Origin of the sequence: Planctobacterium marinum (assembly GCF_036322805.1) — a bacterium.
Lineage (GTDB): Bacteria > Pseudomonadota > Gammaproteobacteria > Enterobacterales > Alteromonadaceae > Planctobacterium > Planctobacterium marinum_A.
This window is the reverse complement of sequence record NZ_AP027272.1, coordinates 65,216-86,030: the sequence shown is the minus strand read 5'-3', so window position 1 is coordinate 86,030 and position 20,815 is coordinate 65,216. Positions and strand designations below refer to the sequence as shown.

Here is a 20,815-nt window from a genome sequence, read left to right as displayed (position 1 = left end):
GTTAAAAATGAATTACTTTACAACCGGCGGCGTTTCAAATGTGTGGTAAGGAGCCGGGCTCGGAACTTCCCACTCAAGGCCTTCTGCACCATCCCAAACTTGTGCGGTTACAGGCTCACCTTGTTTGCGACACGCTTTGATTAGTAACGCCAGGAAAATCAACTGGGAAAGTCCAAATGCAAAGCCCCCCACGCTGATCCACTTGTTAAAATCAGCGAACTGCAACGCATAGTCTGGAATTCGACGAGGCATACCCGCCAGGCCTACAAAGTGCATAGGGAAGAACAACACATTTACCGAGATCAAAGAACACCAGAAGTGCCACTTGGCAAGCGCCACATCGTACATTTTTCCGGTCCACTTAGGCAGCCAGTAATAGGTAGCGGCCATAATTGAAAACACTGCGCCAGTCACCAGAACGTAATGGAAATGAGCCACCACGAAATAGGTATCGTGATATTGGAAATCCACTGGTGTAATCGCCAGCATTAAGCCTGACAAACCACCGATGGTGAATAACACAATAAAGGCCAAGGCAAACATCATGGGGATTTCAAAACTAATGGCACCTCGCCACATGGTGGCTACCCAGTTAAATACTTTTACTCCGGTGGGTACAGATATCAGCATAGTGGCGAACATAAAGAACAATTCTGCACCTACTGGCATCCCTGTAGTGAACATGTGGTGCGCCCACACGATAAAGGATAACAACGCGATGGAGGCTGTGGCATAAACCATCGAGGAATAGCCAAACAATTTCTTACGAGAAAAGGTGGGCACTATTTGTGAAATGATCCCGAAGGCGGGCAAGATCATTATATAAACCTCCGGATGTCCAAAGAACCAGAAGATATGCTGGAACATCACAGGGTCACCACCGCCAGCCGCGTCAAAGAAGCTGGTACCAAAGAACTTATCGGTTAACACCATAGTTACCGCACCGGCAAGCACTGGCATAACCGCTATCAATAAGAACGCGGTGATTAACCAGGTCCAGACAAACAATGGCATTTTCATTAATGTCATACCGGGGGCACGCATGTTTAAAATGGTGACTATTACGTTAATTGCACCCATGATGGAGCTGGCGCCCATAATATGTACAGAGAATACAAACAGTGCTGTAGAGTCATTACTGTAGGTTGTGGATAGTGGCGCATAGAAGGTCCAACCAAATGAGGGACCACCACCTTCCATGAATAACGACATAAGCAATATCAGGAAGGCAAAGGGTAAGATCCAAAAGCTCCAGTTGTTCATTCTTGGTAGCGCCATGTCAGGCGCGCCAATCATCAAGGGTACCATCCAGTTAGCAAGGCCAGTAAATGCCGGCATTACGGCACCGAATACCATGATCAAGCCGTGCACAGTGGTCATCTGGTTGAAGAAGTTGGGGTCAACTATCTGTAATCCAGGCTGGAATAACTCAGCCCGAATCACCATAGCCATTGCACCACCGATTAAAAACATAATAAACGCAAACCAAAGATATAAGGTGCCGATATCTTTGTGGTTAGTGGTGTACAACCAGCGCTTTATGCCCGTTGGTTTATGATCGTGGTGATCATGGTGTTCGTCGTGATGGATATCGTCTGTCACTGTACTCATCTCAACTTCCCCTTATTGTCCGTTCAATACGGCGTTAACGTCTTTAGCTTGCACTGATTCACCAGTGTCATTGCCCCATGCGTTTCGCTCGTAGGTAATTACTGCTGCTAGTTCTTTCATCGAAAGTTGTTTTCCGTAAGCCTGCATGGCCGTTCCTGCTACACCGTTAACAACAACTTCAATATGTTTTTGCATGTCGTTTATAGCAATGTCGCTACCTTTCAGAGCAGGAAACACGCCCGGTAAACCTTCACCGTTGGGCATGTGACAAGCAGCGCAGCTGGTGACGTACACTCTTTCACCGACGCTCATTAACTCATCCATATCCATATTCATAGCCAGCAGCTTTTGCTCTTCTTCTTTAGCTTTGCGTTGTATTTCCTCTTGGTCTGCAATCCAGGCTGCATAATCAGCTGGTTCCATGGCGATAACCACAACAGGCATAAAACCGTGATCTTTACCGCAAAGTTCAGCGCATTGACCGCGATAGATGCCAGGCTTGTCTACTCGAGTCCACGCTTCATTGATAAAGCCGGGGTTGGCATCTTTTTTCACAGCGAAATCAGGTACCCACCAAGAATGGATAACGTCATCGGAGGTGATCAGGAAACGCACCTTTTGATTGGTGGGAATAACCAGAGGTCGGTCAACTTCCAACAGGTAATTGATGTTCTTTTCTAATTTGTTATTGATTTGCTCTGGTTGGGTGGCCAGTAAAGAGAAAAACTCAACGTCATTATCCATATACTTGTAATGCCACTTCCACTGTGAGCCAGTAACCAACACCGTCACATCTGGAGAGGACACATCCTCCATCGCGATCAACGTTTTAGTGGCAGGGATAGCCATGCCGATAAGAATGAGGAAAGGAACGACTGTCCAGGCAATTTCCACCTTAACACTTTCGTGAAATGTCGCCGGCTTCACCCCTCTGGACTTGCGGTGAAAGATGGTGGCCCACAGCATAGCGCCAAATACCAACACCCCGATAACCACACAGATCCAGAAAATGATCATGTGTAATTCGTATACTTGTTGACTTATCTCAGTGACGCCCGGCCTTAAATTCAGCTGATATTGATCCGGCTGCGGATTAGAAGCGGCAAACGATGCGCAACTTAGCAATAACCCCCAAAAACCTATTAAAATTCTGCTCACCTGTGTGTTCCTCCTTTCCTGTCCGTTGTTTTATTTTTGGTCATTAGCACAACGGAAATCGCACCATACGTTACGATTTTGAAACATATTTGTTATTACTATGTTAAAAACCGAATGATATGTAAACAATTTTCGAAGATAAAAAACATTTAGACGGCTAAAAAAGACGTTTTTTTAACCAGCTGATGTGTCAAAAATAGACCCGAACAGGAAAAAAAGAAATTAATTCGCTATTTTTTGTGCAAATTTTTGTCTGGGTGAATAAATGTGACCGAACCACAGATACAAAAAAGCCCATTAATCAATGGGCTATCGAGAAAAAGCAATTTAATCAGGTAAAACAGAGTGTTTCGAAGTTGTTTACATCCAGGCATTATTTCGGATGATTCCAACAGCAATACCTTCAATATTTAAAGGTTGCGAGTTCAAATCCACCTTAATAGGAGCAAAATCACTGTTCTCGGCATGAAGCAGAACCTCAGCACCAGACTTTTCAAACCGTTTTACAGTGACATCATCTTCGACACGCGCTACCACTACCTGGCCATTGCGCGCCTGGTTAGTACGATGCACAGCCAACAAGTCGCCATCCATAATACCGATGTCTTTCATGCTCTCGCCATCGACTCTTAATAAATAATGAGCCTCAGGCTGAAACATATTTGCAGCCACCTGGTAATGACTCTCAATATGCTCTTGAGCCAATATGGGCTCACCTGCTGCCACTTTACCAATTAACGGCAAGCCATCATCTTCAGCGGGTTCATCTAGCTGACCCACAAGACGAATTCCCCTGGAAGTACCAGGTAGAATCTCTATAACACCTTTACGAGCCAATGCTTTGAGGTGTTCCTCGGCAGCATTCGCGCTCTTGAAGCCTAATTGCCTTGCAATTTCGGCTCTGGTTGGCGGCATACCGGTATCGGCAATAGTATCTTTTATAAGGGTAAGAACTTGTTCTTGACGCAATGTTAGTGGGCGCATACTAAACCTGTTTTTTCGTACAGTTTAACTGGCAGTATATACAGTCAAGCAGTAAACTCAACACAATTTGCTGATTTTAATAGATTTATACAATCGGTTGCAGAGATACGGGAGCCAAAGAAGCCAGGCCGTGCTATGATCTGTGCAGTTTTAATTATGATTAGTTGATGATGGCTTGGTATCAAAATCTCTTTTTTAACTTGGTTAAATACCCGACCCGTTGGTTAGTAAAAACCAGCAACATTCCCGCTGACATAGAGAGTGAATTGGGGATCGACAAACATCGTCCGATTGTATACCTGTTGCGTACCAATTCCCTGACCGACAGAGTGGCGCTCGAAATATCTACGAAAATGCTGGGATTGCCAGCTCCGGACAAACAATTAAAAATTGGTCCTAAAAAACAAGCCAGCTGCTTGTTTTTACAAGAGCCAGAATCATTACTTTCCAAAAAAACCAAACATACTGATATCAATAAAAGCTTTACCCGCTTGTTCAAAATGCATCGCAATGACGAAGAGCTGGACCTGCAAATTGTGCCGGTCTCAATTTTCTGGGGGCGAGCGCCCGGAAAGGAAACCAGAGGCTGGGCAGAACTGCTGGCCGACCGAGCTTCACCTTCCTGGTTGCGCAAGTTTTTTATCGTGCTATTCCTGGGCAGAGATAATTTTGTCTATTACAGCCCGGCTGTTTCCAGTAAAAAAATGGCCACTACTCACGGCACTGATTCGGAGATCGCCCATAAGTTAATCCGATTGGCAAGAACCCATTTTTATCGCCGCCAGCAAAGCATGAACGGTCCGATGCTGATGGACCGCCATCAATTATTCAACAGTATTTTAGGCTCAGCTTCAGTAAAACGGGCTATGGCGTTAGAAGCCAAGGAATCACCAGCTGAACTGGTAAAAGCCCGTGCTCGCGCTAAAAGTTACATCTCCGAAATCGCCGCTGATTATCGAGAGGGCGTCATTCGCTTGGGGGATCGTTTACTTGGTCGAGTCTGGAATAAAATCTACAACGGTATTGAGGTAAAAAATGCCGATAAAGTTAGGGAACTTGCACAAAACGGCCATGAAATCATCTATGTTCCTTGCCACAGGAGTCACATGGATTATCTGTTACTCACCTACGTTATTTACCACGAAGGCTTAGTAACACCCCATATCGCCGCGGGTATTAATCTCAACTTCTGGCCCATCGGCGGTGTATTTCGACGCGGCGGTGCTTTTTTCATTCGACGCTCCTTTGCCGGCAACAAGCTCTATACAGCGGTATTTCGGGAATACCTTGAACAGCTGTTTAACAAAGGCTATTCGGTGAAGTTCTATGCTGAAGGTGGTCGCAGCAGAACCGGTCGATTACTCCCGCCCAAGACCGGCATGTTAGCCATGACCATACAAGCAATGGTAAAAGGCGTTAAACGCCCGGTGAGTATCGTGCCAGTTTATATTGGTTACGAGCATGTCATGGAGGTAAAAAGTTATCTGAAGGAACTCAGAGGTAAGAACAAAGAAAAAGAATCCTTTTTGGGAGTATTTTCTGCCATACGCAAACTCAAGAATTATGGTTACGGATTTCTAAATTTTGGCGAACCCATTCACTTGGGCCAGTACCTTGATGCAAAAACACCAGAGTGGCGCCAAGATCAAGCCTCCATTGATGACAAAAAGCCAGCTTGGTTAACCCCTACGGTTAACAGCTTAAGCCACAATATCAATGAACGCATTAATCAAGCCTCGGCTGTAAGCGGGATGGCTCTGGCATCACTGTGTTTATTGGCCGCAGAAAAACGGGCCATGAGTCGAGAAGAGCTATTGCAAGTCATGGAGAGCTACCTGAGCCTGTTGCGTCAATGCCCCTTTAGTGAACAAAGCAGTTTTCCACAAGTCAGCGCCGAAAAGTTATTGGAAAACACCTTGCGCCTGGAAAAATTCGATGTCAGTGAAGACAGCTTTGGTGAGATCATTTCTATTGAGCGCAGTAACGCCATTATTCTAACCTATTACCGCAACAACATTTTGCACATGTTTTGTATACCCGGATTAATTGCTGCCATTGTAATAGCGCATGGAGAGTGTCGCCGAGAGCAATTGCTCACCTTGGTTGGTCGCATTTATCCTTTGCTCAAAAAAGAGCTATTCATCTATATGAGTGAAGAACAGGCAATGGCGTACACCAACAGTCTAATTGACGGTATGGTGACCCAAGGCATGTTAATCAATAATGACGATACATTAACACCTGCCGAAACCAGTAGTGTGCAATTCTACAGCCTGTGGTTGCTGAAATCCGTGATCCAGGAAACCTTGCAGCGCTACGCATTAGTACTCAATCAACTGGAACAACTGGGCACAACCTCACGCGGCGCACTGGAAAAACGCAGTCGCCAGGTAGCAGAGCGCATGTCGACACTACAAGGCATAAGCGCGCCAGAGTTTTACGATAAAAATGTGTTAGCCACTTTTATTGCTGCAGCAAGAGAATATGACATTTGGGAAGCAAATGAAGAGGGATTATTGTTACATTCAGACAAAAGCCGTGAGCTGCAAAATTTGTTGTTTAGCTTGGTATCACCGGAATTTGTAAAGCGATTACAGCAGATCAAGTAGCGAATATTTAAACTTGGTTACAGGGGGAGTAAAAACTCCCCCACCAAACCCAGCGTGATCACCATACCCACTTTGTTATTGTGTAAAAAAGCCCGGAAGCAAGCTTCTCTTTGCCTCTCTGAAATCATTCTTTGTTGCTGAACAAACATCAAAGCTGCAATAACAAGCCCACTATAAGCAAACCAGCCCAGCTGCAAATACAGATAGACTCCAAGTAAAGACAACAAGCTAGATATTTGTAGTAGCCCTATGAGCAACTTATCAAATTTACCGAACAAGATGGCTGTAGACTTCACTCCTATTTTCAGATCATCATCTCTGTCCACCATGGCATACATGGTATCGTAAGCAACAGTCCATAACAGATTAGCCAGATAAATACCCCATAACCACCAAGGTAACGCTTCCCTGATAGCCATAAATGCCATCGGAATACCAAAGCTAAACGCCATGCCCAAAACAAACTGAGGTAAATAGGTGTAACGCTTCATAAAGGGATAACAAAACGCCAGAGCCAAAGCCACAAATGACAACATTACCGTTTGCCAATTCAGGGTCAGCACCAGTAAAAATGCTATTGCTACCAGCAAAAGAAACAAGCCCAGAGCTTCCTTGGTAGAAACCTCACCACTCACTATTGGACGAGCTTGTGTACGCTCTACATGGCCATCAATTTTTCGGTCAGCAACATCATTGATCACACATCCTGCGGCACGCATTAACAAAGTCCCCGCGAAAAACACCGACATGATATGCCATGATGGCAATCCTTCAGCGGCTAATAACAAGCCCCAGGCCGTTGGCCACAGCAACAACCAACTTCCAATAGGTTTATCTGCGCGCATTAAGCGCCAATATGCATTCCATTTAGCCTGAAAATTGGGCATTGGCAACTCTCTTTTATTCAAGGGTTATACGAGTAGGCGGGGCAATCAGGTAAAAATATCTCGGCCACCATAATGTGATGTTGTTTGAAGCGAAACAAAGAACGTCTTCCCCAAAGAGAAAACCCGGCTCTAATGGCCAGACTTGTTTGCGTCGCCCCCGCCACCGGGCATTCCACCAGCTGAAAACCCAAACGCTCAAACCTGTCATCATTAAAGATGATTTTACCCAGTGGCTGGTTACCCAATTGGGTTAGTTCTGCCATTTCCTGGTGCAAAAATTCGCAGGGCAACAAAGATCTGGCAAACACCCAGTGCTGGTCATTGCCTTTGAGAAACACTTCTCTTACCTGAGTACTTTGTGCTGGCACGTCAAATTGACCATAAAGGTAGTTAGTTTCATCTTGTGAAATTCCACTAACGCTTTGGCTTAATACTTCAACATCGAAACGCAAACACTGTGATTGCAGCCGTTCAGTTAAAGATCCGGTATTTAACAGCCAGTTACGCAGTAAGGGATCTTGAGGACACAAACACTCAGGAGATAGCCAAGGCTCTTTGATCGGCCCAATATTCAGCAGACTTTCAGTCAAAATTCATTCTAATTGATTAGATTATGTAAAATAATAACAACTACGGGATTTAGACAAAAGCGTAAGCGTAATATAATCTACAGTTATCTGATTCAGTATCACTCTGTTTATTATTGGTTTTTTGGTAGCAATTATGAAAATGAAATTGTTGGGTTTTGCCTTTTTGGCCAGTATGTTGCTCTCCAGTCCCGGCGCCTTCGCCCGTGACACCGCCTATTTTGGCCTGGAGCCAGACATTGTGACTAATTATATCAGTTCTAACAGTAGCAAAATCGGCTATGTAAGGGTCACGATAGAATTAATGCTGGATTCAGCAAAACACCTTGAGGCAGCAGAACATCACGCCCCGCTGTTGCGCGCCACTACTATAGATATATTCGGCCGTCAGTCTGAAGAACAGGTGAAATCACTAACTGGAAGAGAAGATATCCGCCGTGCCTGTCTGGATGAATTACGAAAGTTAATGAAAGCCGAAACCGGCTCAGAAATGATTAAAGACGTGATTTTCACCAAATATCTTTATCAAGGTTAACTTTCTCAGGTTGTCTTTACCCTACCGAATCTTGTTATCAACAGGGCTGACATGCAACCGCACACAAGCCCTGTTAAATGGGCTGTGTTTGCCATATTTATCCAGAGCACGTCTGCAAAGCCTATCAACAGCCACAGCAACATAAAGCCCACCAGAGGTTTCGATAGACTCAAGCCCCATTGCGGACGCAACCAGCCACACCACCATACAAAGCCGAATAAGCCATAAACCACACCACTTAAACCACCAAAACCGGGGCCAGAAACCAAAAATTGGGTGTAGTTAGATAACAGCCCTGTCGCCAGATAGAGCAAGATAAGACCGGTAGCGCCAAATTTTGCCTCTATATCTTTTCCCAGCGTCCACCACCAGGCCAGATTGAAGATCAAATGCAACGCAGAAAAATGCATCAAGGTAGGAGTGAGTAGCCGCCAATACTCACCACTGTTGGTAACCTCTGACCATGGCATAAAGTAGAGACGGTCAAATATTTCCACCTGGCCTAACAGAAACACCATGGTATGGATCGCTAGTGCAATAAATAGTAATGAAGCGCTGACAGGAGCATTGCGTAATAACTCAAATACCCTTGTGAGGGACAAGCCAGTGCCTGGGCCGTTTAAAGAAACAGGTTCAGAATTCTGCCAAGCGACTTGTTGAAACTCACGCGCATTGGGATTTTGTAAAAATTGCTGCAATATCTCCCGCGCGGTCTGAAAATCGGCTTCATTATTTAGTATCACCTGATACTGCTGGAGTTCTTTGTGACAATGGCATTCGATTCCCTTGCCCTGCAAGTAAGCCACCAACGTACCGGCGGGACCTTTTTGTGGAAACGCCACCAACAGCATTATTCAGTATCTGCCCCGGCATTGCGCCACGCCTCAAAGCCACCATCCATGCTGTAAACATCAGTAAAACCTTGAGCAACAAAATACTGAGCCGCTTGTTGACTACTAATACCGTGGTAACAACAGATGACTACAGGGGTATTTACAGGTGTTTCCGTAATTTCTTGCTGTATATTGTCATTGGTCAGATGTGCAGCACCAGGAATATGCCCGGTGGTGAAACTACCGGGGTCGCGAATATCGTAGATTTTCGCACCCTGCTCTAATAACTTGAGAGTTCCTTGAACATCGATGTGTTTAAAGCTTTCCATTGATGATTATCCTCCTACCAGTTCAACAATACTTTACCCGACTGGCCTGAAGCCATCACTTCAAACCCCTGTTGGAAGTCATCAATCTGAAACTGATGGGTGATCATAGGTTCGAGATTGAGTCCCGATTGGATCAAACTGGCCATCTTGTACCAGGTTTCGAACATTTCCCGACCGTAAATGCCTTTGATCACCAAGCCTTTAAAAATCACCTGATTCCAGTCAATGGCCATGTCTGATGGTGGGATGCCCAGAAGGGATATTTTACCCCCGTGATTCATATTGTTGAGCATATCGCGAAACGCCATGGGTACGCCGGACATCTCAAGACCGACATCGAAACCTTCAGTCATACCCAATTCACGCATCACATCTTTGAGAGATTCCGATGCCACATTAACCGCGCGAGTCGCGCCCATTGTTCGAGCCAATTCGAGTCGATACTCATTTACATCGGTGATCACCACATTCCGGGCACCTACGTGTTTGGCTACGGCAGCAGCCATAATACCAATCGGACCCGCACCAGTAATCAGCACATCTTCACCCACAAGGTCAAAAGATAACGCCGTGTGGACTGCATTACCAAAGGGATCAAAAATCGCCGCCAGATCGTCGCTAATATTATCGGGAATTTTGAACGCATTAAAGGCAGGTATCACCAGGTATTCGGCAAAAGAACCCGGGCGGTCAACACCAACGCCATAGGTATTGCGACATAAATGACGACGTCCGGCACGGCAATTGCGGCAATGCCCACATGTAATGTGCCCTTCACCAGACACTCTATCGCCCTTTTTAAAGCCAGCAACCTCACTGCCCATATCCACCACTTCACCGACATATTCATGGCCCACTACCATGGGTACTGGAATGGTTTTTTGTGCCCACTCGTCCCAATGGTAAATGTGCATGTCAGTACCGCAGATCGCAGATTTGCGGATTTTTATGAGTAAATCATTGTGCCCCATATCAGGCTTTTCGGCATCTACCATCCAGATGCCTTTTTCCGAATGCAGTTTAGATAAGGCTTTCATTAGATAACTCCTAACTCTTTACCCGTACTGATGAAGGCATCAATCACTTTATCCAATTGTGCTTTAGAATGAGCTGAAGACATTTGGGTGCGAATGCGCGCCTGGCCCTTGGGTACCACAGGAAAAGAAAATCCCACCACATAGATGCCTTTTTGCAGCATCTTATCAGCCATTTCAGAAGCGAGTTTGGCGTCGCCGATCATCACCGGAATAATAGCGTGGTCAGCACCGGCCAAAGTAAAGCCTGCAGCCGACATTTTTTCTCTGAAATACTGGCTGTTTTCCACCAGCTTAGCGCGCAGATCGTTGCCTTCCTGCAACATATCGATTACGCGAATAGAAGCGGCCACAATAGAGGGCGCCAGAGAATTAGAAAACAAATAAGGACGAGAGCGTTGACGCAGCCAGTCAATCACCTCTTTTTTGCCAGAAGTGTAACCACCTGAAGCGCCACCCAGTGCTTTACCCAAGGTACCCGTAATAATGTCAACGCGCCCCATCACATCACAATGCTCGTGACTACCGCGACCATTTTCTCCCACAAATCCGACTGCGTGAGAGTCATCTACCATTACCATGGCACCATACTTGTCTGCTAAATCACATACGCCTTTAAGATTCGCGATAATGCCATCCATGGAAAACACACCGTCAGTAGCGATAAGCTTAAAACGCGCTCCCTGCTCTGTCGCTTCCTGCAATTTAGCTTCTAAGTCAGCCATGTCATTGTTGGCATAGCGAAAACGCTTAGCCTTACACAAACGCACACCATCGATAATACTGGCGTGATTAAGCGCATCAGAAATAATGGCATCTTCAGGGCCTAAAATGGTTTCAAACAAACCCGCATTGGCATCGAAACAGGAGGAATACAAGATAGTATCTTCCATGCCCAGGAATTCTGAAATTTTGCCTTCTAACACTTTGTGATTATCTTGAGTACCACAAATAAAACGCACAGATGCCATACCGAAACCATGGCTGTCCAAGCCATTTTTCGCAGCCTCGATTAATTCCGGATGATTGGCTAAGCCAAGGTAATTGTTAGCGCAGAAGTTTAATACCTGATCTCCTGTTGAGACGCTAACATCGGCATCCTGCTGAGAAGTAATAATGCGTTCAGACTTATAAAGCCCTTCTTCTTTCAGATTTGCCAGTTCGTTTTGTAGATGTTCTATCATGCTCATTCGTAGGCCTGCGTTAGATTGTTTATTTCTTTTATAATTGCTGATTATTTTAATTGATTCCGAGGCAATAGTAACTGACTCAGCTCATTCCTGTTAGACAGGCTGGTTAGATGCTGATTTAAAATGTAATTAAAAACTGACAAAATGCCCGTAGAAAAAGAAAAAACCAACAACAATAGACCTGAACTGAGCCACTCCAATGCAGCAACACACAAGCACCGAGACCAGCAAAGAACGCTTATCCAGAGCCTTGTATACGGCCATTATTCTGATTCTCGTACTTTGCAACTGGTGCGCCTGGCTTATCAAGGCTCCGTTTAAGGGTGCAGGCTATTCCATTCGAAAACGACAACGACTAGGGCAAACACCCGAACTGCAAAGTTCTGGTGGCTTATTGGTACATTGTGTTTCGGTAGGCGAAGTGATGGTGGCCGCTTCCCTGATCAAACGAATTCGTAGTATCCAACCTGACTACCCTGTTACCGTCACCACCACAACAGCTACGGGGGCACAACAAGTCAAAGACCTGTTCGCCGATACCGTGAATCACTGCTATCTGCCCTATGACTTACCCCGATTAGCGCGTCGCTTACTAAACAGGGTTAAGCCCGAAAAAGTGCTGGTAACAGAAGTAGAGCTCTGGCCGAACTTTATTCATGCTTGCTACAGCAAACACCTTCCGGTTTATTTGATTAATGCCAGGATGACGGATAAATCCGCTCAGCGTTATGCCAAGCTCGGTATCCTGTTTACCGCAATGTTGAACAAGTTGACCAAGGTCTGTGCCCAAGGACAACGAGATTATGACAATTATCTCGCACTGGGATTGAATGAACAGCAACTCTTGTTGAGCAACAATATTAAGTTTGATCTGGAGTTGTCACAGCAAGAGAGTGACCAGGCAGCAAAACTCGCCGCTTTACTACAAATCGAAAATCGTAATGTTTTACTGGGAGCAAGTACTCATGATCCGGAGGAAAAGGTGCTTTTGCAAAGCTACCAGCAACTCAAAAAAGACAACCCAGATCTGCTGTTAATACTCACACCGCGCCATCCACAGCGGTTCGCAAAAGTTGAAAAACTCATTGCGCAACAATCTTTAGCGTATCAGTGCCTTTCGCAACACCCCCCTATTAAGGCAGAAACGGATGTGTTTCTGGTGGATGCCATGGGTGTATTAAAGAGTGTTTATAGCCTGGCAGACATCGCTTTTGTGGGAGGCAGCCTGGCTGACAGAGGCGGTCATAATGCCCTTGAAGCAGCGCTTTTATCGAAACCGATATTGATGGGGCCCTCACAGCACAATAATCCTGCGATATGCGATGCTTTAATTCAGGCTGGTGCGCTACAAACTGTCGTACAGGAAAATGAATTAACCGATAAAATTCGTTTTTGGTTAGCCAACCCGAAGGATGCGGTAACTGCCGGAAGTGCCGGTGCCAGGGTTATCAGTGACAATGCAGGCGCCATCAATACGACATTAACAGCTATTGGGTTTTAGCCTGGTCAGATTGTTGTTTCAACCTGTACTGCGATGGCGTTAAACCGGTGTTCTGCTTAAAAGCATTGTAGAACGCCGAGCGCGTATTAAAACCACTGGCGAGCGCCACATTTAGAATATTATCGTTACTTTCTCGCAGTACTTTTTGTGCGAAGCGAATGCGATAAGCATTAATCAATTGATAAAAATTACAGTTGAACGCTTCATTGATTGTTTGCGAAACATAATTGGCTGGTACTCCAGCGCTTCTGGCTAACTTGGGCATACTGAGCTCTGGATCCAGATAAATATCTCGCTCCATCTGCTCAAGCAATTTGTGCTTATAAACCTCAATGTCCTTTTCCGTAAGAGCAGAATTCTGATATCGCCTTGTTTTGTCTTCATCCTCACCCGGTGCAGCCGCATCTTTGGTTATCAAGGCCTGTAACGGCACTTGCAAGGATGTTATGCTGGCAAAGGCTGGAGACTGCGAAATACCCCATATTGCGATTACCAGCAATAACAACATCAAGAGTAAGCTTCCGGTGAGCAGGCTTAAAAAACGCGTTTGGCCAAACACATCACTGTATCCGAGAGCGACAGTGACCCACGCCAATAATAATAAGCCCCCCTGCCAATCTACCCAACGCAGATCTTTGCCCGTAAAGTTGGAAAATAACTTGGGTAATTGTCGTCGATACCAGACCAGTCGCTGTGTAATTTTAACAACGTAATACAAGGAGAAAAAAAGCCATCCCAAAAACAGCAGAAACACCGATACCAAAAGAATCGTTTCACTGATCGACAAATGAGCATCTTCCAGCACAAATAAGGCGCGACTTCTTTCTTCAGGTAAGAGCATCAACCATCCCGCAAGGATGGTCACCAGACCCGGAAAAATATTGTGTTTTGTTCCCCACTGATTTTGATTTGATACGGTAGTCGTCAGATAGTGAATTAAGCGCCAGTAAATTACCGGCAACCAGAAAAAGGCAATGAGTAACAAGGCTATTGCTATGTTTATATTGCTTTCTTTGCTGTTCTCTAAATAAGGGGCGATTGAAATTAAGAGCAAAGAAGCTATCAGGAGTGAAAAGAGCCGTTTCAATGCAATATCAGTGGAGCCGAGCCAAAGCCACAATAACGCCACCAAGCCAATCCCTTGAGTCATTGCAAATACGTGATTTGATAGCGATTCCTGCATCTCATGAACCCATTAGTGAACCATAGTCATTACAATCAAGCTGCGCATTTTTGTCCTGCTCAAACCAGCAAGACGATATTAGTGTCTCTTTTCTGCAAGCTGTGCATAAAGCAACTCAAGTGGAAACTTCAATGAAACTGCAATACTGGTTCAACTTCAAGATTTTTGGTCTATATTTACTTGCCTTTATCAGCATCGCATCAGGAACCTTGCAACTGGATGCACTTAACACCGGTTTGATGACCGGGGATAGTTCTCACGACCCCGACGTTCCCCACTACTACCAAATGCCATTACCGGTGCTACTGCATATTGTCAGTGGAGTGCTGTTTAACCTACTCAGTCCTTTACAGTTTTCCAGCACAATTCGAACAAAACTAACCTGGTTGCACCGGTGTAACGGTGGTTTGATGATCATTTGCGCTCTGTGTGCCGGTATCACCGCCCTGCTAATGAACGAGCTCTATCCTGCTTTTGGCGGAGCACTGAAATATTTTGGCGTGATGACATTTTCACTGGCCATCTGTGCCTGCGTTATGATGGGTATCATTCGGGTAAAACAAGGCGATATCCCCGCCCACAGGGCTTGGATGATTCGCGCTACCGCTGTTGCGTTAGGCCCGGCCACTCAGCGCTTATTCTTTATTCCGGCCTATTTAATTTTGGGCTCTATCGAGCAATGGGTAATAGGAGTTGGCATTTGGGTGGGTTTCCTGGTGAATCTTGCCGTGGCAGAGGTATTCATTATTCCTAAGGGAAGCAAACAGGTTACCGCTAAACAAAAAGGAGCAAAACAAGATGGACCCGGTACTATGGTAAAAACCGCTTCACTTTAGCCACAACTTGCTCCAGTGTAATACGCTGCATCAGATCCGGCCCTTTGGCTCTGGTCCCCCAGGTTAACTCTGTCCATGGTTTACCCTGTTGCTCAGAGATAACCTCTTCATACACGGATACAACATCGTCCTTATTGTTGTATGGTCCAGTGCGCAACGGGTTACTATGAGCATACAAGCCCACCACAGGCGTACCCACTGTAGTGGCCATGTGTGCCGGGCCTGTATCCGGTGCAATCACCAAGGCCGCTTTTGCCAAAATCGCTAACAGCTCTTTTAGGCTGGTTTGGCCGGTTAAATTCTCTGTTACGGCCCCCGCCGATGCAATCTCCTGTGCCAGAGCCCGTTCGCCGTCAGAAGGTCCGCCACACAACAACACGGGCATTTGCTTGCTTTGCAGCCAAGCCGCTAGCTGCTGATACCCCTCTACAGTCCAGTTCCTCTCTGCTTTACTGGCTGAAGGACAAATGACTACAAACCGATCATGCGCATCACAGAGCGCTTGCGCCTTAGCTTGCGCTGCGTCGGGCAGAGGAATATGCCAACGGAGTATTCCGCCGTCAGGGATTTGAGCGGCATCCGCAAAGGCCATAAATCCGTCTAACACATGGGGATGCTCTTGCTTACTAATGGGGTGGGAAATAAACAGATGATGTAACTCTTTGGAACGCTCGGGATCAAAACCAAAGGTTTTATCCGCCTTAATAAACAAACTGGCAATGTTTGCACGCAGCGCGATTTGCATCAAAAACAACGCATCAAATCGCTGCCCTTTTAAATCTGAGCGCAATTTCTGATAAGCGCGCCACCCTTGTTTTTTGTCAAAAATAATAAACTGAATACCGGGTATATCACATACAAGCTGATATTCTACTTTGCCAATCACCCAGGTGATTTGAATATCCGGGCGCATTCTTTGGATCCGCTCCACCAGCGCTACAGCGTGGCAAACATCACCAATTGCTGACAAACGTAATAAACATAATTTAGCGTTTTCTTGCACAAAGTTTCCTGTCAGGGCAGTGACAGTCTGTCACTATTCAAGGTAATCTGGCACTATTGTTCCCCAGTTAACCCTCTCCCGCAAGCGTATCCGATGACAACACAGCTTCAGTTGCCAGCTGATTATCAGAAAAAATATAACAAGGTCCTAAGCTATGGAGATGCGAATACCCGAATAATTCAGCTACAGAATTGCAGCTTACCGCCTGAGAATTCGGTTTTTACCGCCTCCTGGTGGCAAAAAAATGCTGAAATCACCGGCTCAGCTTCAGGGCGCGGCAAAACCCTGTTTGTGCGTCATCAGCAACAGGATTCAATTTTACGCCCTTATCTACGCGGAGGTATTCCCGGTAAAATTTTATCTAATCAGTTTTTTTTCACGGGCTTTGAACGAACGCGTGCGTGGCAAGAGTTTTTTTTACTACTGGATATGCTGGCATTACAACTTGCCGTTCCCGAGCCTGTCATGGCTTGCATACAAAAAAGCGGACTAATTTATCGCAATAGCATTATCATTAAACGCATACCTGAGGCAGCGGACTTGCATCACATTCTGTGTCAGCAGCCCCTGTCTGAAAAGGCATTGCACACCGTGGGTAAAACCATCCGAACCTTTCACGATAATCAGGTTTACCACCATGACCTGAACATCCGCAATATTCTGTTGGATCAACAAGATAAGCCTTGGCTTATCGATTTTGATAAATGCGGATTCAAACCCGGTGAGAGCTGGAAGCAGCATAACCTGGCAAGGTTGCAACGTTCATTACTCAAGGAAAAGCGAAAATTGCCTGAGTTACATTGGCAAGAGCAGCAATGGGATATATTGATAGCTGGCTATAATGATATCAATTAGCATCAATAGCGAAAGCAAACAATACATGCCAAGGTCTACACCTATACTCTTTGCTCCGGGAAGTTAACCATGACAGCCAGAACGCGTGCCTTACTATCCGCTATCGTCGCATTTAGCTTTTATAGCGTTTGGTCATGGTGGGTGAATAGCATGGCCAGCGATGATCAGGCATTAGTACTGCGCAGTGCTCTGCTACAAGGCACCTACAGCGCACTGATGACGGTGACGTTTACCGCTTTTCTCAATTGGACATTGAGCAAAATGAAATGCCATAAGCGTCCCCAGATAGCCGTATTGCCGCCGCTGCTATTTCAAAGTATCACTGTGATTTTGCTCAATGCGCTGAACAACACACCGGATATTTTCGCCACCGTTGCCCCCAGCATCCTTATGACCGGAATTTATGGGCTGCTCTATGCAAACTCGCTACTTAAAACCCCCGAATATATTTGCAAATACAAGCTTGAGGGTTATCAGGAGTTAATGTCACCAGCAGCAGAAAAAATGAATCATAAGCGCCAATAACCCAATTTTTTCCGCAACTTTAGATTCCGTATCAAATTATATGGTTTGCGTTTTAAATGACTTCCGCCTGCCTCGATACAGCTCAATGCAGCATCCAACACTCTGGAGGCAGAATCTCCATCAGAATAAGGATGCAGTTCTTTTACGGCGTCTTTTATCTTACTCAGTAAATCAGGGCCTGGCGCTAAGGCTTCGCTGAGCTTAGATTCCAAGAGATCCGGACTGGAGAAGTCCAAAAGATGCGATTCTGGCATCATATTGGCGAACGTCACCACGGGTTTATTCAGCAGCGTAAATTCAGTGATGATTGAGGAGGTATCAGAAAGTAAAACGTCTGCACAGTGCAATAGCCCTGCGACCTCTTGGGTCTCTATCACCTTCAGATTTTCATTTTGAAGTTCTTTGTACTGCTGTTGCCACTGAGGATCCATCTTTGGGTGAAATTTTATCAACCATTGCCATTGTCCGGATTGAGATAGGGACTTAATTTGCTTAAACAATGCGGGTGCGCTGGTGAGAGCAGGTGAAAAAGTCGGAGCAAATAATATCGTCGGACGCTCATCTCGTTCAGCCCAGTCATAAGGCTTGGTATTGAACAACACATCCATTTTTGGCCAACCAGTTTCGATAACCTGAAAATGGCGATGTGGTTGCGCCAACTCATTGAACTTTTTGGTGAATAAAGGCCCCTGTGTACAATAGAGGTCGAACATGCCCCGGATTCTAAAGTGCCCCTTTTTCTTCCACTCAAAGCCGTGAAACACCTGAACTTTGAGACCCGGGATAAAATCAGGAACAACATTGCCGGGAACAAAAACCGCGTCAGGTTGGAATGCAACAACAGACTGAATATCAACTAATTGTTTTTCACCCTCTGAAAAATAATCCAGATTAACGTGATCGCCTTCCACAAACCACGCAACCTGATAACCCCTATCCCTCATTACGTTTTGAACTGGTCTGAGAATCTCGAACGAATAGTTCTCAGAAATATACATCAGAAAGCGTTTCGTCATCTCGTTTCCTTGATTACTTCAATCAGCTCAGTTGTCGAAACCGACGGAGTTCTGGGCAGATAGACCACTTCACATACGCTTTTGAAATGGTCAAAGCGCCCTTGCCAGTCATCTCCCATCACCAATACATCCGCTTTGGCCTGGAGAATATACTGCTCTTTGGCTTCCAGAGAATGCTCTACAAAGACATCATCTACAAACTTTAGTGAGCTAATAATCTCCATACGGCTCTCCAATGAATACACCGGATTACGCCCCTTTTTACTAAAATTTAATTCGTCGGAGGATACTCCAACCGTCAGGTGATCCCCGCACGCTTTGGCTCGTTTTAACAATTTTACATGGCCAACATGAAAAACATCGTATGTTCCAAAAGTGATAACTCTGCGCACTATTTACCTGCTAGAAAAGAGATTAATGTCTCGAATGAAAGGAACTTAGAATGTGCCTACATTGATAATTTGAGATAATAACAACTGCGGCACCAGGATAAAAGTCGCGTGGAACATGTAAATATAGTTGCAATGATAGCTTACATTGCGCACTCCTCAGATTTCAATCTCATTGGCGATAACTTGTGGTAGTATTCCGGCGACCTGGAAATGCCACTTTTATGCATTAATACACAAACAGTGGCTAAAGATGTTGGATTTTTCGATCGAGTCATACATGAAAAGATTTATATGGATTTGTTTACTGAGTTTGCCTGTTAAAACGCTTGCTAATGGTGTGTCTCCCTATCTCCCCATTAATCTGGCTCCAGAGGTTGAATTACAGATTGAAAAGCTTATGGCCATGACAGGAGATACCCCCCTTTCCCGTCCCTATAAAGCGACTGAGGTGTTGGTGCGGCTTGAAGCCATCAAGGATTATCATCCCATACTCTACAATCGCTTATCAGCATATTTAAAACGTTACACTCAGGAAATCGCCAATACCCATCGGGCTGTAACGCTTTCTACAAGTGATGACAATACCCGCAGCCTTGAGAATAATCGTGGTGTTAAACACACCTCTTCATTTGAAATTTCTGCTGCTGGGCATGTATTTTACAATCCTTATATTTTTCTTTCCGTTGGTGCTAATTACAGCGATGAAGGCGGTAGAGCCGCAACCAATACCCATTTGAGTATGGGCAACGAATACCTGCAAATGGATATTGGGTTCAGAGATCATTGGCTATCGCCGATGCAAGATTCTGCCATGTTGCTCAGCACTCACGCTGAAAATCCGCCTTCCGTAACTTTCAGCAATACAACAGGCATAACCGATTTCAACCTTCGCTATGAGGTGTTTTACGCCAAATATGACGAAGAAACGGACGTCCTCAGTCAGGGTAAGATCACTCAGGGCAAACCAGAAATGACGGGGATGCATATCAGCCTGAGTCCATTTGAGCGATTTTCTGTTGGCTTCACGCGAACTTATTATTATGGAGGTGGACTGCGGGATAATGATTTAAGTCTTGGTTTTAAGGGCTTATTCACCCCATCCTCACTAGAAGATACCAGGCAAGACAATAATGAACAAGGTTATGGGCAAACGGCAGTTAGCGCCAAGTGGAATATGGGACTTGAGATTCCGTTGTCCGTCTATGCTGAGTTTGCACAATATCAGCGAGATAGTTTAAGCGCAGAAGATGATTCAGGGCATGCCATTTCCGCGGGTTTTTATGCTCCAGTATTATTTGAAACCATGTCATTGCGTTACGAAATTACCAGTCGAGAAGCCGGCTGGTACGAATCGTCTTTTTATCCTCAAGGATTGCGTAATAAAAACGTGCTGATGGGTCATTGGAGCGCTGACGAGTTCACAGCGGGTTTAAGTCCGGAAGCACTGACTCATCATATTATGATGGATTGGGAGCTATGGGATGCGCAACAACTCGCCGTCAAATTAACTCATCAGAGTATTGAAGATACGGCGGGTTTGTCAGATACCTTTCAATTGAATGCCAGATATAGTATTGCAACGGAGTATGGCTTTTTCGGTATCGACGGCACTTTTGGTAAAGATGCAACAGGTGATAACTACAACCGCCTGAGTGCTTTTTACCGCTGGTAATATTTATATTGATGAAAGCGTTCAAAATACTCCACAATCGCGCTAAGCTAACTATTTAAGGATATCGGTAGACCC

20 protein-coding genes are annotated in these 20,815 nt (G+C 45.3%); 7 read left to right on the top strand and 13 right to left on the bottom strand.

What is annotated here, in order from left to right:
- Window positions 1-12 precede the first annotated feature (12 nt).
- The 3 genes from ctaD to lexA form a co-directional block, all read right to left on the bottom strand.
- Window positions 13-1,611 carry a cytochrome c oxidase subunit I gene (gene ctaD, locus AABA75_RS00395; protein WP_338290331.1) on the bottom strand — a complete coding sequence of 533 codons (1,599 nt, stop codon included), beginning with the start codon at window positions 1,609-1,611 and terminating at the stop codon, window positions 13-15.
- 12 nt (window positions 1,612-1,623) lie between these two features.
- Window positions 1,624-2,736: a cytochrome c oxidase subunit II gene (coxB, locus tag AABA75_RS00390; protein WP_338294776.1), complete on the bottom strand. Its 1,113-nt coding sequence runs from the start codon at window positions 2,734-2,736 to the stop codon at window positions 1,624-1,626.
- A gap of 393 nt (window positions 2,737-3,129) precedes the next feature.
- On the bottom strand, window positions 3,130-3,753 hold the full coding sequence (gene lexA / locus AABA75_RS00385) for a transcriptional repressor LexA (protein ID WP_338290330.1): 624 nt from the start codon (window positions 3,751-3,753) through the stop codon (window positions 3,130-3,132).
- Window positions 3,754-3,923: 170 nt separating this feature from the next.
- On the opposite strand from lexA, the gene plsB reads away from it, so the two are divergent.
- Entirely contained in the window at window positions 3,924-6,362 is a 2,439-nt protein-coding gene (gene plsB, locus AABA75_RS00380; protein ID WP_338294775.1) for a glycerol-3-phosphate 1-O-acyltransferase PlsB, read from the top strand.
- 17 nt (window positions 6,363-6,379) lie between these two features.
- Here plsB and ubiA read toward each other — a convergent pair whose 3' ends face one another.
- Together ubiA and AABA75_RS00370 are read right to left on the bottom strand one after the other, a co-directional pair.
- Window positions 6,380-7,249 carry a 4-hydroxybenzoate octaprenyltransferase gene (ubiA, locus tag AABA75_RS00375; RefSeq protein WP_338290329.1) on the bottom strand — a complete coding sequence of 290 codons (870 nt, stop codon included), beginning with the start codon at window positions 7,247-7,249 and terminating at the stop codon, window positions 6,380-6,382.
- Between the two features lie 17 nt (window positions 7,250-7,266).
- Window positions 7,267-7,839, bottom strand: a complete 573-nt coding sequence (locus AABA75_RS00370; RefSeq protein WP_338290328.1) for a chorismate--pyruvate lyase family protein — start codon at window positions 7,837-7,839, stop codon at window positions 7,267-7,269.
- Between the two features lie 172 nt (window positions 7,840-8,011).
- On the opposite strand from AABA75_RS00370, the gene AABA75_RS00365 reads away from it, so the two are divergent.
- Window positions 8,012-8,371, top strand: coding sequence for a flagellar basal body-associated protein FliL (locus tag AABA75_RS00365; RefSeq protein WP_338294774.1), 360 nt, complete (start codon window positions 8,012-8,014; stop codon window positions 8,369-8,371).
- Between the two features lie 5 nt (window positions 8,372-8,376).
- On the opposite strand, the gene glpG is transcribed toward AABA75_RS00365, so the two are convergent.
- From glpG to AABA75_RS00345, 4 genes are read right to left on the bottom strand one after another with little or no spacing between them, the layout of a single operon-like run.
- On the bottom strand, window positions 8,377-9,222 hold the full coding sequence (gene glpG, locus AABA75_RS00360; RefSeq protein ID WP_338290327.1) for a rhomboid family intramembrane serine protease GlpG: 846 nt from the start codon (window positions 9,220-9,222) through the stop codon (window positions 8,377-8,379).
- Window positions 9,222-9,533: a thiosulfate sulfurtransferase GlpE gene (glpE, locus tag AABA75_RS00355; RefSeq protein ID WP_338290326.1), complete on the bottom strand. Its 312-nt coding sequence runs from the start codon at window positions 9,531-9,533 to the stop codon at window positions 9,222-9,224. The genes glpG and glpE overlap by 1 nt, the downstream gene beginning before the upstream one ends.
- A 14-nt stretch (window positions 9,534-9,547) precedes the next feature.
- Window positions 9,548-10,570, bottom strand: a complete 1,023-nt coding sequence (gene tdh / locus AABA75_RS00350) for an L-threonine 3-dehydrogenase (protein ID WP_338290325.1) — start codon at window positions 10,568-10,570, stop codon at window positions 9,548-9,550.
- Window positions 10,570-11,757: a glycine C-acetyltransferase gene (locus AABA75_RS00345; protein ID WP_338290324.1), complete on the bottom strand. Its 1,188-nt coding sequence runs from the start codon at window positions 11,755-11,757 to the stop codon at window positions 10,570-10,572. Before AABA75_RS00345 ends, tdh begins: the two co-directional genes overlap by 1 nt.
- 199 nt (window positions 11,758-11,956) lie before the next feature.
- Here AABA75_RS00345 and AABA75_RS00340 point away from each other — a divergent pair, with 199 nt between their 5' ends.
- Window positions 11,957-13,258 (top strand): 3-deoxy-D-manno-octulosonic acid transferase, encoded by a 1,302-nt coding sequence (locus AABA75_RS00340; RefSeq protein WP_338290323.1) that lies wholly within the window; start codon window positions 11,957-11,959, stop codon window positions 13,256-13,258.
- Here AABA75_RS00340 and AABA75_RS00335 read toward each other — a convergent pair.
- Window positions 13,245-14,408: an AraC family transcriptional regulator gene (locus AABA75_RS00335; RefSeq protein ID WP_338290322.1), complete on the bottom strand. Its 1,164-nt coding sequence runs from the start codon at window positions 14,406-14,408 to the stop codon at window positions 13,245-13,247. The two genes, AABA75_RS00340 and AABA75_RS00335, sit on opposite strands and share 14 nt — an antisense overlap.
- A 164-nt stretch (window positions 14,409-14,572) precedes the next feature.
- Here AABA75_RS00335 and AABA75_RS00330 point away from each other — a divergent pair, with 164 nt between their 5' ends.
- The gene (locus tag AABA75_RS00330) at window positions 14,573-15,277 is read left to right on the top strand and encodes a DUF2306 domain-containing protein (RefSeq protein WP_338290320.1); all 705 of its coding nucleotides are present in this window, start codon (window positions 14,573-14,575) and stop codon (window positions 15,275-15,277) included.
- Here the strand turns inward: AABA75_RS00330 and AABA75_RS00325 are convergent.
- Window positions 15,252-16,280 (bottom strand): glycosyltransferase family 9 protein, encoded by a 1,029-nt coding sequence (locus tag AABA75_RS00325; protein WP_338290318.1) that lies wholly within the window; start codon window positions 16,278-16,280, stop codon window positions 15,252-15,254. The genes AABA75_RS00330 and AABA75_RS00325 overlap by 26 nt on opposite strands.
- A gap of 93 nt (window positions 16,281-16,373) precedes the next feature.
- On the opposite strand from AABA75_RS00325, the gene AABA75_RS00320 reads away from it, so the two are divergent.
- Both AABA75_RS00320 and AABA75_RS00315 read left to right on the top strand, forming a co-directional pair.
- Complete coding sequence (locus tag AABA75_RS00320) at window positions 16,374-17,135, top strand: 3-deoxy-D-manno-octulosonic acid kinase (RefSeq protein ID WP_338290317.1); 762 nt, start codon at window positions 16,374-16,376, stop codon at window positions 17,133-17,135.
- Window positions 17,136-17,204: 69 nt separating this feature from the next.
- Complete coding sequence (locus AABA75_RS00315; protein ID WP_338290316.1) at window positions 17,205-17,660, top strand: hypothetical protein; 456 nt, start codon at window positions 17,205-17,207, stop codon at window positions 17,658-17,660.
- Here AABA75_RS00315 and AABA75_RS00310 read toward each other — a convergent pair.
- On the bottom strand, window positions 17,645-18,676 hold the full coding sequence (locus tag AABA75_RS00310) for a CDP-glycerol glycerophosphotransferase family protein (protein WP_338290315.1): 1,032 nt from the start codon (window positions 18,674-18,676) through the stop codon (window positions 17,645-17,647). The two genes, AABA75_RS00315 and AABA75_RS00310, sit on opposite strands and share 16 nt — an antisense overlap.
- A complete protein-coding gene (locus AABA75_RS00305; RefSeq protein WP_338290314.1) occupies window positions 18,673-19,068 on the bottom strand; it encodes an adenylyltransferase/cytidyltransferase family protein in 396 nt (131 codons plus the stop codon). The genes AABA75_RS00310 and AABA75_RS00305 overlap by 4 nt, the downstream gene beginning before the upstream one ends.
- A 277-nt stretch (window positions 19,069-19,345) precedes the next feature.
- Here AABA75_RS00305 and AABA75_RS00300 point away from each other — a divergent pair, with 277 nt between their 5' ends.
- The gene (locus AABA75_RS00300) at window positions 19,346-20,740 is read left to right on the top strand and encodes a capsule assembly Wzi family protein (protein ID WP_338290312.1); all 1,395 of its coding nucleotides are present in this window, start codon (window positions 19,346-19,348) and stop codon (window positions 20,738-20,740) included.
- The last annotated feature ends 75 nt before the right edge of the window (window positions 20,741-20,815 follow it).

Excerpts from the sequence above, each read along its gene's own strand:
- ctaD (WP_338290331.1), bottom strand. The coding sequence starts at position 1,611 with ATGAGTACAGTGACAGACGATATCCATCACGACGAACACCATGATCAC.
- lexA (WP_338290330.1), bottom strand. The coding sequence starts at position 3,753 with ATGCGCCCACTAACATTGCGTCAAGAACAAGTTCTTACCCTTATAAAA.
- plsB (WP_338294775.1), top strand. The coding sequence starts at position 3,924 with ATGGCTTGGTATCAAAATCTCTTTTTTAACTTGGTTAAATACCCGACC.
- ubiA (WP_338290329.1), bottom strand. The coding sequence starts at position 7,249 with ATGCCCAATTTTCAGGCTAAATGGAATGCATATTGGCGCTTAATGCGC.
- AABA75_RS00365 (WP_338294774.1), top strand. The coding sequence starts at position 8,012 with ATGTTGCTCTCCAGTCCCGGCGCCTTCGCCCGTGACACCGCCTATTTT.
- glpG (WP_338290327.1), bottom strand. The coding sequence starts at position 9,222 with ATGCTGTTGGTGGCGTTTCCACAAAAAGGTCCCGCCGGTACGTTGGTG.
- glpE (WP_338290326.1), bottom strand. The coding sequence starts at position 9,533 with ATGGAAAGCTTTAAACACATCGATGTTCAAGGAACTCTCAAGTTATTA.
- tdh (WP_338290325.1), bottom strand. The coding sequence starts at position 10,570 with ATGAAAGCCTTATCTAAACTGCATTCGGAAAAAGGCATCTGGATGGTA.
- AABA75_RS00345 (WP_338290324.1), bottom strand. The coding sequence starts at position 11,757 with ATGAGCATGATAGAACATCTACAAAACGAACTGGCAAATCTGAAAGAA.
- AABA75_RS00340 (WP_338290323.1), top strand. The coding sequence starts at position 11,957 with ATGCAGCAACACACAAGCACCGAGACCAGCAAAGAACGCTTATCCAGA.
- AABA75_RS00335 (WP_338290322.1), bottom strand. The coding sequence starts at position 14,408 with ATGACTCAAGGGATTGGCTTGGTGGCGTTATTGTGGCTTTGGCTCGGC.
- AABA75_RS00330 (WP_338290320.1), top strand. The coding sequence starts at position 14,573 with ATGAAACTGCAATACTGGTTCAACTTCAAGATTTTTGGTCTATATTTA.
- AABA75_RS00320 (WP_338290317.1), top strand. The coding sequence starts at position 16,374 with ATGACAACACAGCTTCAGTTGCCAGCTGATTATCAGAAAAAATATAAC.
- AABA75_RS00315 (WP_338290316.1), top strand. The coding sequence starts at position 17,205 with ATGACAGCCAGAACGCGTGCCTTACTATCCGCTATCGTCGCATTTAGC.
- AABA75_RS00310 (WP_338290315.1), bottom strand. The coding sequence starts at position 18,676 with ATGACGAAACGCTTTCTGATGTATATTTCTGAGAACTATTCGTTCGAG.
- AABA75_RS00300 (WP_338290312.1), top strand. The coding sequence starts at position 19,346 with ATGAAAAGATTTATATGGATTTGTTTACTGAGTTTGCCTGTTAAAACG.